Source organism: Streptococcus moroccensis (genome assembly GCF_030812835.1).
GTDB classification, from domain to species: Bacteria; Bacillota; Bacilli; order Lactobacillales; family Streptococcaceae; genus Streptococcus; species Streptococcus moroccensis.
The window spans coordinates 74,373-90,995 of record NZ_JAUSTM010000001.1 but is presented as its reverse complement, the minus strand read 5'-3'; the positions used below and the strand labels follow the sequence as shown (position 1 = coordinate 90,995).

General features: G+C 42.6%; 17 protein-coding genes and 1 tRNA gene. 16 read left to right on the top strand and 2 right to left on the bottom strand.

What is annotated here, in order from left to right; translation table 11 throughout:
- The first annotated feature begins 216 nt into the window (after positions 1 to 216).
- Positions 217 to 1,722: a phosphohexomutase domain-containing protein gene (locus J2S23_RS00480; protein ID WP_307120803.1), complete on the top strand. Its 1,506-nt coding sequence runs from the start codon at positions 217 to 219 to the stop codon at positions 1,720 to 1,722.
- 70 nt (positions 1,723 to 1,792) lie between these two features.
- Here J2S23_RS00480 and ald read toward each other — a convergent pair whose 3' ends face one another.
- On the bottom strand, positions 1,793 to 2,905 hold the full coding sequence (gene ald / locus J2S23_RS00475; RefSeq protein ID WP_307120802.1) for an alanine dehydrogenase: 1,113 nt from the start codon (positions 2,903 to 2,905) through the stop codon (positions 1,793 to 1,795).
- A 132-nt stretch (positions 2,906 to 3,037) separates the two neighbouring features.
- Here ald and J2S23_RS00470 point away from each other — a divergent pair.
- From J2S23_RS00470 to J2S23_RS00455, 4 genes are all read left to right on the top strand, one after another.
- Positions 3,038 to 3,110, top strand: a tRNA-Thr gene (locus tag J2S23_RS00470).
- A 109-nt stretch (positions 3,111 to 3,219) separates the two neighbouring features.
- On the top strand, positions 3,220 to 3,639 hold the full coding sequence (locus tag J2S23_RS00465; protein WP_307120801.1) for a low molecular weight protein-tyrosine-phosphatase: 420 nt from the start codon (positions 3,220 to 3,222) through the stop codon (positions 3,637 to 3,639).
- An 81-nt stretch (positions 3,640 to 3,720) separates the two neighbouring features.
- Entirely contained in the window at positions 3,721 to 4,134 is a 414-nt protein-coding gene (locus J2S23_RS00460; protein ID WP_307120800.1) for an MORN repeat-containing protein, read from the top strand.
- Positions 4,124 to 5,962, top strand: coding sequence for an acyltransferase family protein (locus tag J2S23_RS00455; RefSeq protein ID WP_307120799.1), 1,839 nt, complete (start codon positions 4,124 to 4,126; stop codon positions 5,960 to 5,962). Before J2S23_RS00460 ends, J2S23_RS00455 begins: the two co-directional genes overlap by 11 nt.
- Positions 5,963 to 6,335: 373 nt before the next feature.
- Here J2S23_RS00455 and rsmG read toward each other — a convergent pair whose 3' ends face one another.
- Entirely contained in the window at positions 6,336 to 7,049 is a 714-nt protein-coding gene (rsmG, locus tag J2S23_RS00450) for a 16S rRNA (guanine(527)-N(7))-methyltransferase RsmG (protein WP_307120798.1), read from the bottom strand.
- A 91-nt stretch (positions 7,050 to 7,140) separates the two neighbouring features.
- On the opposite strand from rsmG, the gene J2S23_RS00445 reads away from it, so the two are divergent.
- The 11 genes from J2S23_RS00445 (at position 7,141) to J2S23_RS00395 (ending at position 16,606) form a co-directional block, all read left to right on the top strand.
- A complete protein-coding gene (locus tag J2S23_RS00445) occupies positions 7,141 to 7,710 on the top strand; it encodes a LemA family protein (RefSeq protein ID WP_307120797.1) in 570 nt (189 codons plus the stop codon).
- Between the two features lies 1 nt (position 7,711).
- Positions 7,712 to 8,611, top strand: a complete 900-nt coding sequence (gene htpX, locus J2S23_RS00440; protein WP_307120796.1) for a zinc metalloprotease HtpX — start codon at positions 7,712 to 7,714, stop codon at positions 8,609 to 8,611.
- A 10-nt stretch (positions 8,612 to 8,621) separates the two neighbouring features.
- The gene (locus J2S23_RS00435) at positions 8,622 to 9,158 is read left to right on the top strand and encodes a DUF177 domain-containing protein (protein WP_307120795.1); all 537 of its coding nucleotides are present in this window, start codon (positions 8,622 to 8,624) and stop codon (positions 9,156 to 9,158) included.
- A gap of 86 nt (positions 9,159 to 9,244) precedes the next feature.
- On the top strand, positions 9,245 to 10,669 hold the full coding sequence (gnd, locus tag J2S23_RS00430; protein ID WP_307120794.1) for an NADP-dependent phosphogluconate dehydrogenase: 1,425 nt from the start codon (positions 9,245 to 9,247) through the stop codon (positions 10,667 to 10,669).
- 3 nt (positions 10,670 to 10,672) lie between these two features.
- A complete protein-coding gene (locus J2S23_RS00425) occupies positions 10,673 to 11,365 on the top strand; it encodes a winged helix-turn-helix transcriptional regulator (RefSeq protein ID WP_307120793.1) in 693 nt (230 codons plus the stop codon).
- A gap of 220 nt (positions 11,366 to 11,585) precedes the next feature.
- Positions 11,586 to 12,428 carry an SAM hydrolase/SAM-dependent halogenase family protein gene (locus J2S23_RS00420; RefSeq protein WP_307120792.1) on the top strand — a complete coding sequence of 281 codons (843 nt, stop codon included), beginning with the start codon at positions 11,586 to 11,588 and terminating at the stop codon, positions 12,426 to 12,428.
- A 9-nt stretch (positions 12,429 to 12,437) separates the two neighbouring features.
- The gene (locus tag J2S23_RS00415) at positions 12,438 to 12,986 is read left to right on the top strand and encodes an ECF-type riboflavin transporter substrate-binding protein (RefSeq protein ID WP_307120791.1); all 549 of its coding nucleotides are present in this window, start codon (positions 12,438 to 12,440) and stop codon (positions 12,984 to 12,986) included.
- Between the two features lie 175 nt (positions 12,987 to 13,161).
- Complete coding sequence (gene trhO, locus J2S23_RS00410; protein ID WP_307120790.1) at positions 13,162 to 14,148, top strand: oxygen-dependent tRNA uridine(34) hydroxylase TrhO; 987 nt, start codon at positions 13,162 to 13,164, stop codon at positions 14,146 to 14,148.
- 163 nt (positions 14,149 to 14,311) lie between these two features.
- Positions 14,312 to 14,815: a DUF6773 family protein gene (locus J2S23_RS00405; RefSeq protein WP_307120789.1), complete on the top strand. Its 504-nt coding sequence runs from the start codon at positions 14,312 to 14,314 to the stop codon at positions 14,813 to 14,815.
- Between the two features lie 377 nt (positions 14,816 to 15,192).
- Positions 15,193 to 15,966: a nucleoside phosphorylase gene (locus J2S23_RS00400; protein WP_307120788.1), complete on the top strand. Its 774-nt coding sequence runs from the start codon at positions 15,193 to 15,195 to the stop codon at positions 15,964 to 15,966.
- 1 nt (position 15,967) lies between these two features.
- Complete coding sequence (locus J2S23_RS00395; RefSeq protein ID WP_307120787.1) at positions 15,968 to 16,606, top strand: uridine kinase family protein; 639 nt, start codon at positions 15,968 to 15,970, stop codon at positions 16,604 to 16,606.
- Positions 16,607 to 16,623 lie beyond the last annotated feature (17 nt).

Genomic DNA, 16,623 nt, shown 5'->3' with positions numbered 1-16,623 from the left:
AGCCCATCTGCTAGGTGAGAATTTTACTTGCCGTGTGCGAAAAATCTATCGCTAGACCCCATAAGAGTGTCGGAGGTATCCGGCCTCTTTTTTTGTTTCTTGATAAGGGCTTACTTTTTTAATACTGCAGATGAAAAGAAACATGAAAATTGTTCCCATAAGATGAAACTTATGCTACAATAGGCTTGAAAACAGTTACAAACCAAGGAGGTATCTATGTCAGAGTTGGTAAACTTGCAAAATGGTTCAGATATCCGGGGGATAGCCATAGCTACAGAGGAGTTGGAGGTGACCCTAAGTCCTGAAGCGGTTACTCAAATCACGTCAGGGATAATTCATTGGCTCCGAAAAGACAAAGAAGACAGTTATCAGTCGGGGAAACTTTGTATCGGAGTTGGTCGAGACAGTCGTTTGAGCGGTGAAGCTTTAGCAACAGCCTTAATGACAGAAGCGACTCGTCAAGGGGTAGATGTCATTGATTTTGGGATGGCAACAACGCCAGCCATGTTTATAGCCACCCAATACCAAGACTTTGCCTGTGACGCTGGTATTATGATAACAGCTAGCCACCTACCCTATTATTTCAATGGTATTAAGATATTTAGCCAAAAAGGTGGGGCTGAGCATGAGGATATTGACTTTATATTAGATAACACATCACCTAACAGTAATGGGCATCAAGGAAAATGCCGTCGTGCGGATCTGATTACATCATACGCAGCAGATTTGGTCGCTAAGATTCGCAAAGGAAGCGGTCTAATCACAGATCAGCCGCTTTCGGGCATGAAAATTATTGTCGATGCTGGAAATGGAGCAGGAGGCTTTTTTGCCACTCGAGTTCTGGATGAGTTAGGCGCTGATACATCTGGTTCTCAATTTCTAGAGCCGGACGGACACTTTCCAAATCATATTCCCAATCCAGACAACAAAGAAGCCATGGCTAGTATCCAGCAAGCTGTGCTCAAGCATCAAGCAGATTTAGGTATTATTTTTGATACCGATGTGGACCGCGCGGCAGTTGTCACAAAAAGTGGTGAAATTCTAAACCGGAATAATTTGATCGCCATTCTCAGTCACATCACCTTGGCAGAGCATCCTGGCACTAGTATTGTGACCAATTCGCCTACCTCAGACCACTTAAAAGACTTCATCGAGCAGTTGGGTGGTAAGCAAATCCGCTATATCTCAGGTTACCGTAATGTTATCAACCGAGCCATTGCAGCAAATGAAGCAGGTATCGATTGTCAACTGGCCATTGAAACCAGTGGGCACGCGGCCTTTAAGGAAAATTATTTCCTTGATGACGGAACTTACGTTGCAGCAAAACTCTTGATGCTCTTACCAACCTTAGCTCAGCAAAATCAAACCTTAGATGATTTAATCGCAGATTTAAAGCAACCGGTTGAAACTCAAGAAGTCCGATTTAAATTAGAAACAAAAGATTTCAAGGGCCTCGGCCAGCAAGTGATTCAAGACCTGGCAACCTATGATGTAACCGGTTGGACCATCAATCCAGAAAATGAAGAAGGTATCCGAATCACCTTATCAGAGCCGTTTGGGCAAGGCTGGTTCCTGCTTCGCCTCAGCCTTCACGAGCCCCTCTTGGTTCTCCAAATTGAGAATGACCAGACAGGGCACATGCCGACAGTTCTCAAAGAGATACAGACATTTTTAGATGCTTATCCTCTGGTCAATCAAAGCCAACTGAATCAACTCCTCTAAAGAGACCTGATCCAAAGATTCAACCACTCAAAAAGCGCCCCCCTGACAAAGGGGTTCGCTTTTTCATTAGTTAGATCAGTTCTTCGATAGATTGATGCTCTAGGTTTAAGCCCTCAGCTACCGGCAGGCTTGTTAAATGGCCTTGGTAGGTTGTAACCCCTTGGAGGAGCCCGTCGTCATCTTGAACCGCTTTTTTAAACCCTTTGTTTGCTAACTCTAAAATATAAGGAAGCGTCACATTGGTTAAAGCAATCGTTGATGTGCGAGGCACGGCTCCTGGAATATTGGCAACAGCATAGTGAAGGACGCCATATTTTGTATAGACAGGCTCATCATGTGTTGTTGTCTGATCAGCAGTCTCGATGACACCACCTTGGTCAACTGCAACATCGACAATGACAGAGCCTGGACGCATGGTTTTCACCATATCTTCTGTAACGAGTTTAGGGGCTTTAGCTCCTGGAATCAAGACAGCTCCGATAACGAGATCAGACTCTTTGACGACTTCAGCAATATTGAGTGGATTTGACATCAGGGTTTGGATTTGACTGCCGAAGACTTCTTCCAATTCGGACAAGCGTTTAGCAGAGATATCCAGAATGGTTACTTGAGCACCGAGTCCGAGAGCGATTCGAGCAGCATGCGTTCCCACGACACCGCCTCCGATAATGGCAACCTTGCCTTTTGGAACACCGGGGACACCACCAAGCAGAACGCCAGAGCCGCCTTCTTGTTTGGTTAAAAATTGGGAACCGATCTGAACAGCCATACGGCCAGCCACTTCACTCATCGGTGTTAAAAGAGGTAATTGCCCTTGAGCGTTTGTCACAGTCTCATAAGCAATACTGTTTGCTTTGCTGGTGAGCATCGCTTTTGCTAAAGCTGGTGCTGCAGCCATATGGAGGTAGGTAAAGAGATTGAGATCTTCTCTCAAGTAGGTATATTCTGATTGGAGGGGTTCTTTTACTTTGACAACGAGATCAGCAGCCCAAGTTTCTTCCGCACTTGGCGCTATTTGGGCACCTTGAGCCGTATAGTCCGCGTCTTCAAAACCAGATCCGAGACCTGCTTGTGTTTCTACAAGGACCTGGTGTCCGGCTTGAACGAGAGCATACACACCTGCTGGGGTTAGAGCAACCCGGTTTTCGTTGTTTTTAATTTCTTTAGGAATACCAATTAACATATGATTCCCCTTTCTTTCTAGTATGTCTATTTTAAAGAAAAAAAACTGAGATTTCAAGTAGTGACCCAAAAACTGAAAAATCGAGACAATCTATTGACAGCCTATAGGGCCTATGATATACTTTAACAGTACGCTGATTTAGCTCAGTCGGTAGAGCGCATCCATGGTAAGGATGAGGTCGCCGGTTCGATCCCGGCAATTAGCAGTTTTTAACGCCTTGAGCTTGCTCAGGGCGTTTTCGTTACCCATCTCCGTTCGCTAGGTTCAAAAAAGGGACGTGTTTAGCAAAAGGGGATATACAGAAAGGATTAGTGATGAAAAAAGTTTGCTTTGTTTGCCTCGGAAATATATGCCGTAGTCCTATGGCGGAGTTCGTGATGAAGTCATTGACGGACCAAGTGGAAATTGAAAGTAGAGCGACCTCTGGCTGGGAGCATGGCCACCCGATTCACCAGGGGACACAGACAATCTTTCGGCAGTATGGAATTCCTTTTGATAGCCAAAAAAATTCGACTCAGATGAGTCAATCTGACTTTGAATACTTTGATCTTATCATTGGGATGGATGCTTCCAACGTTACCAATCTTAAAACGATGTCTGATCCTAAGTATCATGATAAGATTGTACCTTTTGCATCAGAATCAGTACCGGATCCTTATTATACTGGTGATTTTGAAGAAACTTATCGCCGCGTCCTAGCTGGTTGTCAAGATTGGGTAAAAAAATTGTCATAAAATCGTCATTTTTCTCAATAAACGCTTAGAATTCGCCCTGAAATATAGTATAATGGTTGAAGTATAGGAGTTTTTGAGATTATGGAATTGATTCAGTATTATTATGAGCGTATAAAACCACATTTGCATCGGCGAACATTTGAAATCGCCGCTGTGGGACTAATTGTCCTATGTGGTCTTTTTGTCTTGCTTCTTAGTTTTCCTAAGACAGTTAAAACCAGTTATAACGATGGTGCTATTGTCTATGAAGGACAGGTAGTCCGCCAAAAGATGACTGGGCAAGGGAAGATGACTTTTGCAAATGGCGATACTTATGAGGGGGATTTTTCAAATGGAACCTTTCAAGGAAAAGGAATGTTTAGAGCTAAATCCGGTTGGAGCTACGAAGGGGAATTTGTCAATGGTTTAGCACATGGCAAAGGCAAGTTGACGACTGAAAATGGGGTAGTCTACGAAGGAGTCTTTGAGAAAGGAGCTTACCAAGATGCGAATTAAATGGTTTTCATTGGTCAGAATCCTGGGGATGTCCTTGGTCTTACTCTACCACTTTGCGCCAACTATCTTTAAGGGAGGCTTTCTAGGGGTAGATATCTTTCTAGTCTTTTCAGGTTTCTTAACAACAGCTATCTTTTTAGATGAATTTTCCAAAACAGAAACAATTGACTTATTAGGCTTTTATAGGCGGAGGCTCTATCGTATTTTGCCACCAGTCTTGCTGATGATTGGGGTCGTCATTCCCTTTACCCTTTTAATCCGAAGTGATTTTAGGGCAGGAATCGGCTCTCAGATTGCTGCAGTCATTGGGTTTGTAACGAATTATTTCGAAATTGCACAAGGTGGGTCATACGAGAACCAATTCGTTCCTCACTTATTTGTTCATACCTGGACCTTAGCGATGGAAGTGCAACTTTATATTGTTTTGGGGGCCTTGACTTGGGGTCTGAGTCGCTTGGCTAAAACCAAGGAGCAGCTAAGAGGGTTTTTATTTGCTTTATCTGGTCTATTTTTCCTAATGACTTTTGGACGTTTCATTTGGAGCACCTTTAACAGTTATAATTTGTCCTCCATTTATTATGCGACTGGAAAACATGGCTTTACCTTCTTTTTGGGTGCTATCCTAGCAACCTTTACAGGGGTTGCACAAACTACGACAGCTTACAAGCAATTTGTACAAAAATTGGATACCAAGAAACACATCGGTCTTATCGTTGGAGCTGTCTTGGTTTTAGGGATTCTAACATTTACGGCAAAGTTTGAAAGCCTCTGGACCTACTGGGTAGGGTTTATCTTAGCCAGTCTTGCGACCATTGTTTTGATTTTCTCCCTTCGTCTGCTTCATGACAAAACGCCAACGATAGCAGAACCTGCTGTATTAGGATACTTGGCCAATATAAGTTATGGTGTCTATCTCTTTCATTGGCCCTTCCTTATTATTTTCTCAGAGATGGCCAACAAAGGGATTGCCATTGGTCTGTCTCTGCTTTTCTCGATAGCATTTGCTAGCCTGTCGTTTTATATTTTAGAGCCTTTACTAATTGGGAAACCTGTCACTCTGATGGGTGTTGAACTGGATCTTAATAGTGCTAAAAAACCATTGGCTATTATTGCGTCTATATTTGCCTTGTTTACCATTGGGCTATCAGCCTTTTCGCCACGTATCGGTGCCTTGGAAAAAGACCTCATGCTCAAAGGACTAGAACAAGCAGATACCAAGATGCTTCAGACCCGCTCCTTAGTGGATAACAAAGTGGCCTCAGATTATGGTGTCATGGAAGGAACGGTTGTCATTGGTGATTCTGTGGCACTTCGAGCTAGCGATGGCTTATCAGCCGCCATTGACGGCGTTATTGTTGAAGGAGAGGTTAGCCGAACACTGGAAGGAGCTTATGAATTCCTCCAAGAGAGCATTAAAAATCAAACCTTGCCTCAAAACATTGTGATTGCTGCAGGAACAAATCCCATTACCAATTACCAAGAAGTTTTGGATAACATCGTCAAGACGGTTCCTCAAGGTCATCGCCTAATCCTAGTGACACCATACGATGGTCGTGTGGCTGGTAATCCTGAGGCCTTACCAAATGTTACCAGAGATTATGAGTTGGAGTTGGCTCAGAAAAACAGTTGGATTACAGTAGCAGACTGGCATAAGGTTGCTAGTAACTCTCCACAAATCTGGCATTTTACGGATTATGTCCATTTTGGTAATGATGCAGATAGTATTAGTGAAGGTCAAGACATTTACGCTAAGACAGTCACTGATGCCTTGGAAAAAGCAAGCCAAGAACCTGTCAAATTAACCATGACAGAGGAATCCAAGGATTAAGAAGCGTTCATATGACAAAAAACCGTCGTTGCTAATCAACGGCGGTTTCAGATTGAAGACAAAGTCTCTTTTGAAACTTTCCTTAGGTTTCTCGCATTCTAGTTTTCAGGCTCAAACTTAAAACGATCCACTGGATCGTTTTAGCAGACGATAGCGACTCCCTTCGGGATTCCAAACCCAAGTTTCAATAATTGCTCGCTTAGCTCGCAAAAAATCAACTCTTTAAATCCTTGGTAGAACTTCGTAATGTCCTGTTGACAAAAAAAACTAGGGTTTAACGATCTCATACGTTTGAACAATTAGGCTGAGATTCTGCTGTCTTATTGTAGTCAATCTGGATATGCTCTGTCTATCTCAGTGATATGATTGAGTATCAGAGAGGATTTTTGTTTGGAGTACCTGCTTTACGCGGGTATTTTTTTGGTGTTTCTTTCTTTTTGGTAACTACGGTTAGATTTCTAGGGTCTCCGTTTGGTAGCTGATAATCAGTACTTGTAGTCAGCTGACTAAAAAGAAGATTGAGGGCCTGTTTGGCGTCAGCATTTTCTTGGTCAGCCGAACTTGCTTTAAGGGCAATGAGCTGTCCACCAACTTTCAAGAAAGGAATGGTCAATTCGCTCAAAACTTGCATGCGAGCAACAGCTCGAGCTGTTACGAGGTCAAACTGGGCCCGAAACTCGCTTTGTTGCCCTAAATCTTCAGCCCTGCCATGGTAGAAGTGGACGTGAGAGAGTCCCAAGGTCTCTGCTAGGGAATTCAAGAAGGTAATGCGTTTGTTCAAAGAATCCACAATGGTAACGTCCAAATTAGGACAGAGGATTTTCATCGGCAGGCTCGGGAAACCTGCACCAGCTCCAATATCTAACAGGCGAACAGGCTCATTCTTGATAATACCTTGGAGAACTGGAGCGAGGGAATCATAAAAGTGCTTGAGATAGACCTCTTCCTTATCTGTAATGGCAGTCAAGTTCATTTTTTGATTCCAAGTGACTAAGTGCTCGAAATAGGCTTCAAATTGTGCTTTTTGATGATCAGTCAATAAAAAGCCTTGGTCAGCAAGGAGCTGGTAAAAACGGTCAGGTGTCATAGGGTATCCTTTTCTCTTAAACTACACCCATTTTATCATAAATTTAAGTATTTTTGATATAATAGGAATAGTAAAATAAAGGAGACTCAAAATGGATATTATCATTGTTCTAATTGTTTTAGTGGCCTTAGTGGCATGGGGGATTTCCATGTATAACGGTCTTGTCCGCAGTCGTATGCATACAGAGGAAGCTTGGAGTCAAATCGATGTGCAATTAAAACGTCGGAATGACTTAATTCCTAACTTGATTGAAACGGTCAAGGGCTATGGAAAATATGAGCAAGAGACTTTGGAAAAAGTGATTCAACTGCGCAATAAGGTTGCTAGTGGGGCAACACCTGCTGAGAAGATGGAAGCAAGTGATGAATTGAGCCGTCAAGTAACAGGGCTTATGGCTGTTGCAGAAGCTTATCCCGATTTAAAAGCATCAGCTAACTATACTAAGCTTCAAGAAGAATTGACCAACACTGAAAACAAGATTGCTTATTCTCGTCAATTGTTCAACTCAACCACTGGAAACTATAATGCCAAATTACAAACGTTTCCAAGTAATATTTTTGCCAAATTCTTTGGTTTCCAACCAAGCATTTTCTTAGCAATTCCTGAAGAGGAAAAAGTGGTTCCAAAAGTTGATTTTGGCCCTAATGGATTAGGTGACTAATATGCTTTATGACCAAATTTCAGCCAATAAACGTAGGACCATCGTCCTCTTACTAGCCTTTTTTAGCTTGCTCGCCTTGGTGGGGTATGGTGTGGGTTATCTTTGGTTGGAATCTGGTCCTGTAGGTACTGTTATGGCTCTTATTGTCGGAGCAGTTTATGCTCTGGCTATGATTTTTCAATCCACCAATGTGGTCATGTCCATGAATAATGCTAAGGAAGTGACCGCCGATCAAGCACCGGAACTGTATCATATTGTGGAAGATATGGCCTTAGTGGCCAATGTTCCCATGCCTCGTGTCTTTGTCATTGAGGACGATGCTTTAAATGCATTTGCAACAGGCTCAAAACCTGAAAATGCTGCAGTAGCGGCAACGACGGGACTGTTGAGAACGATGAATCGGGAAGAACTCGAAGCAGTTATGGGGCATGAAATCAGTCACATCCGAAATTATGATATTCGGATTTCAACCATAGCAGTGGCTCTTAGCTCAGCTATCACCATGTTGGCCTCGATGAGCCAACGTATGATGTGGTATGGTGGCGGTCGCAATAGACGCAATAACCGTGATAGTGGAGGCGATGGTTTTCAAGTCATCATTCTCGTTCTATCGTTGCTTGCTGTTGTTTTAGCCCCTTTAGCAGCCACCTTGGTTCAATTAGCCATTTCACGGCAACGAGAGTATCTTGCAGATGCCTCTTCGGTTGAATTAACCCGCAATCCCGAAGGAATGATCCGTGCTTTGCAAAAGTTAGATCAAAGCAAGCCCATGTCACGGCCTGTAGATGATGCTAGCGCAGCCCTTTATATCAATGACCCTAAGAAAAAAGGTGGGCTTCAAAAACTCTTTTACACACATCCACCGATTGCAGATCGCATTGCGCGTCTGCGCCAAATGTAAGAAGGAAAAAATGTTTCGATTATTAGATATCAAAAAAAATCCAGAGGGAGTAAATTTCTCTGAAAAACTAGATCTCAAAGCTGATCTCCAAAGTCGCAATCCTGATATTCTTGATTTACTAGACGTTGAGGCAACTGGCCAAGTCAAGTATGACAACAAGATGTACTTTTTGGATTATCTGTTATCCTACCAAATGACCCTACCGTCAAGTCGTTCAATGGAACCAGTCTTGATGACAGAAAGTTATCCTGTTTCAGAAATTTTTATGGAGGCAGCAGATTTAGAAAGTCTTGCTGGAGATGTTGAAGCGGATTTGATCTTGGTGGTTGAAGGAGACGAGATAGATCTGGCAGAAAGTGTGGCTGATAATATTCTGCTAAGCGTTCCTCTTAAAGTTTTAACCCCTTCTGAAGAAGCTGATGATGCTTACCCAGAAGGTCAGGATTGGCAAGTCTTATCAGAAGAAGAATATGCTATCAGCCAAGCTGAGAAAAAAGAAGCTAATTCACCATTTGCTGGTCTGTCTGGCTTATTTGACCAAGAGTAGTAAAAGTTCAGAATATTTCAAAATCCTTGAAATAGGACTTTTGAAAGTGTATAATAGAATAAATTTGGAATGAGGAGTATCATTTAATGACTAAAGCAAACTTTGGTGTAGTAGGGATGGCTGTTATGGGCCGTAACTTAGCCCTTAACGTAGAATCACGTGGCTACAAAGTGGCTATCTATAACCGCTCAAGTGACAAGACTGAGGACGTCGTTGCAAGCAATCCTGGTAAAAACCTTTTGCCAAGCTACGATGTGGAAAGCTTTGTAAACTCTATTGAAACACCGCGTCGTATCATGCTCATGGTTCAGGCTGGTAAAGGGACTGATGCAACGATTCAATCACTTTTGCCTTACCTTGATAAGGGTGATATTTTAATTGATGGTGGGAATACATACTTTGAAGACACCATTCGCCGTTCAAAAGAATTGGCAGATTCTGGCATTAACTTTATCGGTACAGGGGTTTCTGGTGGTGAAAAAGGTGCCCTTGAAGGCCCATCAATCATGCCTGGTGGTCAAAAAGAAGCCTATGAATTGGTTGCTGATGTCTTAGAAGAAATCTCTGCCAAAGCTCCGGAAGACGGCGCACCATGTGTGACCTATATCGGTCCAGACGGTGCTGGTCATTATGTCAAAATGGTCCACAATGGTATCGAATATGGGGATATGCAACTCATCGCTGAGTCTTATGACTTGATGAAAAACTTGCTCGGTTTATCTACCGCTGAGATGGCTGACGTCTTCACAGAGTGGAACAAAGGTGAACTGGATAGCTACCTAATCGAAATCACATCAGATATCTTGACACGTAAAGATGACGAAGGTCAAGACGGACCAATCGTAGACTATATCTTAGATGCTGCAGGTAACAAGGGAACAGGTAAATGGACTAGCCAATCATCACTTGACCTTGGTGTGCCATTGTCTCTGATTACGGAATCTGTCTTTGCACGTTACATCTCCACTTATAAGGATGAACGTGTTGCTGCAAGCAAGGTCTTGCCAGCACCAGCTCCTTATCAGTATGACGGGGACAAGGCTGAGTTGATTGAAAAAATCCGTCAAGCCCTTTACTTCTCAAAAATCATGTCTTATGCCCAAGGGTTTGCCCAATTGCGTGTCGCTTCCAAAGAGTATAACTGGGATCTTCCATTTGGTGAAATTGCATCAATCTGGCGTGCAGGTTGTATCATTCGTGCGCGTTTCTTGCAAAAAATCACAGATGCTTATGGACGTGATGCAGATCTTGCTAACTTGCTTCTTGATGAGTACTTCATGGATATCACGGCTAAATACCAACAGGCTGTCCGTGATGTGGTAGCCATTGCGGTTCAAGCAGGAGTTCCGGTACCAACTTTCTCAAGTGCGATTTCTTACTTTGATAGCTACCGTGCAGCGGACCTTCCAGCGAACTTGATTCAAGCCCAACGCGATTACTTTGGTGCGCACACATATGAGCGTAAAGACAAAGAAGGCATCTTCCATTACTCATGGTATGATGAGAAATAAGCTATGACGAAAAAAATCCTCATCGTTTCTAAGGAAAGGGGTTTGGCCCAGTTCACTTCGATGGAACTTCAAAAAATTGAATTTCTGGTAGACGTGGTCGATGATGGAACGTCAGGGCTCACGTTTCTTGGAGAACGCGACTATGACCTCATTTTGGTGGATTTTGTGCTGACCGATATGACCAGCAAGGCTTTTGCTGAGCAGTTAAGCCTTCTTAAGCCAGCTTCCGTACTGATAGTGATTGCAGATCGAGAGGAGGCTGAAAAGCATCAGGAAATCATCGGTCAATACGCTGTTGCTATAGCAATTAGACCTCTCATCATGGAGGAGTTGATTGACCAAATTCATCGGATTTTCAGAGGTCGGGAATTCATTGATCAACATTGTCAATTCATCCAAACAAGGACCAGTTTTAAGGACTTGAGGATTGATACTGAAAATCATACGGTTTTCCGTGGTGATGAGCAGATTTTGCTGACGCGACGGGAATATGACCTTCTGGCCACACTGATGAGTCAAGGGAAACCATTGACCCGAGAACAATTGCTGGAGCAGGTTTGGAAGTACGAATCAGCAACTGAAACCAATGTTGTTGACGTCTATATTCGCTATTTAAGAAGCAAGATTGATCGGCCAAATCAACCGTCTTATATCGAGACGGTGAGAGGAGTCGGTTACGCCATGCAAATGGTTTAATAAATGATGTAAAATGAGGAGGTTGGGATTCTTAATCTCAGCCTCTTCTCCTGTGTTAGACAAATTATGGGTAGGGTTGTCAGGAGTGATAGGGATATGGAATATCAAAGGGCAAATATAAGTGAGCTACCCTCCTGCCTATAACCTTGTATAGTTAAGAACTATTATTCTAACAAAAGCTTTTATGGTAGAATGAAAGGACATTATTTAAGGAGGTTCTATGTCTAATCATCTCTTGGTTTTACAGTCGGATTTCGGGTTAGTGGATGGAGCTGTAGCGGCCATGATTGGGGTTGCTTTGCAAGAAGATCCTACCTTGGTTGTCCATAATTTAACACATGACATCACACCCTATCACATCTTTGAAGCGTCTTATCGGTTGTTTCAAACGGTTGAATATTGGCCAGAAGGCACGACATTTGTATCGGTAGTGGATCCTGGAGTGGGCTCAAAACGCAAAAGTGTTGTAGCCCTTACTGAGAAAAATCAATACATTGTGACGCCAGATAATGGTACACTTAGTTATTTGAAAAAATTCGTGGGCATCAAGGCTGTTCGCGAAATTTCTGAAGTTGAAAATCGTCGTAAAAATACGGAAGATTCCTATACCTTCCATGGGCGAGATGTTTATGCTTATACGGGTGCTAAGTTAGCCAGTGGGCATATTCGCTTTGAGGACGTCGGTCCAGAACTTTCAGTAGAGCATATTGTTGAAATTCCAACGGTTGAGACAGTTGTGACGGACCATTCGGTTAAAGGTGCTATTGACATTTTGGATGTCCGTTTTGGATCTTTGTGGACCTCGATTAGCCGGTCGGAATTTTACCATTTGAACCCAGAATTTGGCGATCGCTTTGAAGTCACCATTTACAACAATGACATGTTGGTCTATCAAAACCAGGTCATTTACGGCAAATCGTTTGCTGATGTTCGTATCGGTCAACCGATTATCTACATTAATTCGGTTTATTGTGTAGGAGTGGCCATTAATCAAGGCTCATTTGCCAAAGCCTATAATGTTTCTGTCGGAGCTAACTGGCAGATTGAATTTAAAAAAATTTAGGAGTTTATTATGAAAGATATACCTATTAAAACCGTCGTTGCCATTGGGATTGGGGCAGCCCTCTTCTTCTTAATTGGTCGCTTTATCAGCATTCCAACGGGAATTCCCAACACGAATATTCAGTTGCAGTATGCTGTTCTGGCCTTGTTTGCTGTTCTTTATGGGCCTTTGGCAGGTTTTCTGATTGCATTTTTAGGGTCAACTCTCATTGATTTTACTGCTTATGGTAGTCCATGGTGGTCTTGGATCCTCGCTGCTGGCGTTTTTGGCTTGATCCTAGGTTTTGTGGGCAAAAAGCTTCGCATCGAATCAGGCATCTATACGCAAAAAGACATCATTTTGACAATTGTAGGGACTCTGGTAGGTGTCGTCATCGCCTGGGGGATTCTGGCACCGATCGGTGATATTGTCATCTACAGCGAGCCTTCATCTAAGGTTTTCACACAGGGCTTAGTAGCTGGCTTATCCAACGCTATAACAGTTGCTTTAGCTGGAACGGCTCTCTTGGCCATCTATGCTAAGACACGTGTCAAATCAGGATCTTTAACAAAGGATTAACCATGATACAGACAAAAGAATGCTGAAAAGAATGCCAAAAGGTTTTCTTTCTCAGTCTTCTTTTTTTATAAGCAAAATAGTTTTAGAATCCTTGAAAAGTGTTTATAATAAAAAAGATGAAAAGTTTCATTTTCATACAATAAGCCTGACTGCAACAGGCAAAAAGGAGACAAAAATGTCAGATATTCGTGTATTACTTTACTACAAGTATGTTCCTATTGAAAATGCCGAGGCTTACACACAAGAGCACTTAGAATTTTGCAAATCGATCGGTCTTAAAGGGCGTATCTTGATTGCTGATGAGGGCATTAACGGAACTGTTTCAGGAGACTACGAAACCACTCAAAAATATATGGACTGGGTTCACAGTGATGAGCGCTTCGCAGACCTCTGGTTTAAAATTGATGAAGAAAATCAAGATGCCTTTAAGAAAATGCATGTGCGTTACAAAAAAGAGATCGTTCACCTTGGACTGGAGGATAACGACTTTGATAACGACATCAATCCACTTGAAACAACAGGTGAGTACCTCAATCCTAAACAGTTTAAAGAAGCACTTCTCGATGAGGACACAGTTGTCCTCGATACGCGTAATGACTACGAATACGATCTCGGGCATTTCCGTGGCTCTATCCGTCCGGATATTCGTAACTTCCGTGAGCTTCCACAATGGGTACGTGACAACAAGGAAAAATTCATGGACAAACGTGTAGTTGTCTACTGTACAGGTGGCGTTCGCTGTGAAAAATTCTCTGGCTGGATGGTCCGTGAAGGCTACAAGAATGTTGGCCAATTACACGGTGGTATCGCTACCTACGGTAAAGATCCAGAAGTTCAAGGCGAGCTTTGGGATGGTAAGATGTATGTCTTTGATGAACGTATTGCTGTTGACATCAACCACGTTGATCCAACAGTTGTCGGAAAAGACTGGTTTGACGGGACGCCTTGTGAACGCTATGTCAACTGTGGCAATCCATTTTGTAACCGCCGTATGCTAACGTCTGAAGCAAATGAGCATAAGTACCTCCGCGGGTGTTCCGCAGAGTGTCGCGTCCATGAGAAAAACCGTTACGTCGCAGAACATAATCTTTCGCGTGAAGAGGTTGTGGCGCGTCTAGCTGAAATTGGTGAAACCTTACCAGAAGCTGTTATGCAAGCATAAACCTATTGTAAGAATGAAAGCTCAGCTGTCGCTGAGCTTTTATTTGTCCTAAAGACAATGAAAAGATTTACAGTTTCATTTATTTTTTCTGCTATCTAGGTCTAGGATTACCTCAAAAATTACGGTATAATAAGGAAAAATGGAGAAAGAAAAGGAATTCCTTATGAATGAACCGATAAAACAGAGTGATCGAGCCAATCGTCAGATTAGCATGCACCAACAGATTATGACAGAGATGGTTTATCTATTAATTCTCATACTATTAGGATCAGTGATTGTCAAAATGTTTATCTATGATTGGGAACTGGTTTCCTATGTAACAGAATTGATTTGTTTAGGAGTGGCCATACTGTATAGCCTTGTTCGGCATATTCGCTTGGGTGTTAATATCGCAGTGGAAAAAACGGGTGGTTGGAAGGTCGCTCTCTTTTCTAGTGTTTTGCTGACAGGCGTTTTTGCCATCTTTCAGTATCAAGCTAAGGAGAGGCAGTATGTCAATCCTTGGGACACCACTTTTTTAACTGTTGTTGGGGTCTTTTTCCTAGCAGTGCTATTGGTACAGCTTGTCCTTCAATTGCTTATCTATTATAGAAAGCGTCAGAAAAAGGCTGCTCTAGAAGCCCAGTATAAGCAAGTAGAAGAGACATTAAACAAAACTTTAGACTAGAATTGAGATACTTTAATTGGCTTGGGGCAAAAACGTCTCAAGCTTTTTTAGGGTGTTCGTTTTAGGGCCTATCATAGCAGTCATTATTTGAAAGGTTAAAAGTTAGGCAGAAAGCTGTCCTAGCTAGCCCTAAATCAGGCCGTGGGGTGTTAAAAAAGTCATAGATTTTGCTAGCGTCCGTTGTAGCCCAATAGGGAGCATAAAAGTCTATTTCAATTTAGGAGATACCAACACTCTCTTAGAGTGTTTGCTTTCCTTCTTTTTCTTAAAAAGTGCTTGCCTTTAAGAATTCTCCATGGTAGAATAGGGCATTCTTCAAAAATCTTTTAAGGGGCCAAGAAATGGCTTAGAATAATGAGGCAGAAGGAGGAACAGGTATGATTTTGACAGCTTTTGATTCGGAGAAAAAGGCGATTATTAATCCAGAAGACTTGAACCCGAAAATAGAGGATTTTCCAAAGGTCGTGGTGTCTTGTTTTGCGAGAGAGACCTTCAGGAGATTGGTTACTGATTTTTCGGGACAGGAATTGACTCGAACAGCGATTGCGAATCAGGAAATTCCGATTTATGTTGCAGATGTCAATAGTCAGAAGATTGGATTATTTAATTCTGTCGTTGGAGCGCCTGCCTGTGTCGCTATTTTAGAAGATTTGGCTGCTATGGGTATGGAGACCTTGGTTCTTTTTGGTACGTGTGGTGTTTTGGAGGAAAGTATTAAGGAAACGTCGATTATTGTACCAACCATGGCGATTCGTGACGAAGGGACGTCTTTTCATTATGCTCCCCTGTCAGATGAAATCCTTGTCAACCAACACACACAAGAGCAATTTTTAGCCTTTCTCAAAGAAAAAGGCATTAGCTATACTACCGGAAAGGTCTGGACGACAGATGGTATTTACCGAGAAACGATTGGAAAACTGAATCATTGTAAAGACTTAGGAGCTATCTGTGTTGATATGGAGGCTTCAGCTGTCGCTGCCTGGGCTGATTTTCGCCAGATCAATGTCTGCCATTTCTTTTATGCGGCAGACCATTTATCGGAAGAAGCTTGGAATCCGAGAAGCCTGTCCAACACGGCAGACCTTGATGAAAAGGATAAAATCGCAGCTTTAGCCATGGCATTAGCGCTGTCCTTTGCGGAGGAAATTTAAAATGCAGGAGCTTTTAGAAGACATTCTAGCATGGGTAAAAACAAGAGAGCGTTCAGTCATTCGGATTTGTGGACATGGTGGCTCAGGCAAATCGACCTTAGCGACAGACCTGTATCAGTCGCTACCCCAAGGCCAGGCTAATCTACTAGGGACAGACCCCTATGTTATTTTAGGGAAATACAGTCAAGATGCTTTGTTATCCTATGACATTGATGGGCAAACGGTTCAACATGCTATTACAGCATGCCATCCCTTGCGGCACGAGCTATCCAGCTTGAAGCGTGATTTGCAGATGTTGGCTTCTGGTATGGATATTTTAACTATTGAAACACCTTGGCAGGCGCAAGAACGTATAGTAGCAAATCGCCCGGTGACCATTGTGGAAGGCATGTCGGCAACCTTTTTAGAGGCGGAACTCTTTGATTTATCCATTTTTTTAACGACAAATGCTGATACCGAATTGAATCGACGCCTTGCAAGAGACACTAGCCTTCGAGGGAGAGAGAAGCATTTTGTGGAGCAAACGCATGTTCATAGGCGAAAACAATACGACCTCTACATGGCTCCTTTAGCTAAAGATTTTGATGTCGTTGTCACTCAAAATGGAAATGAGTTAGCGGTCACAAAGAGTCTCTGGTAAGCTAAAATCTATGGCGG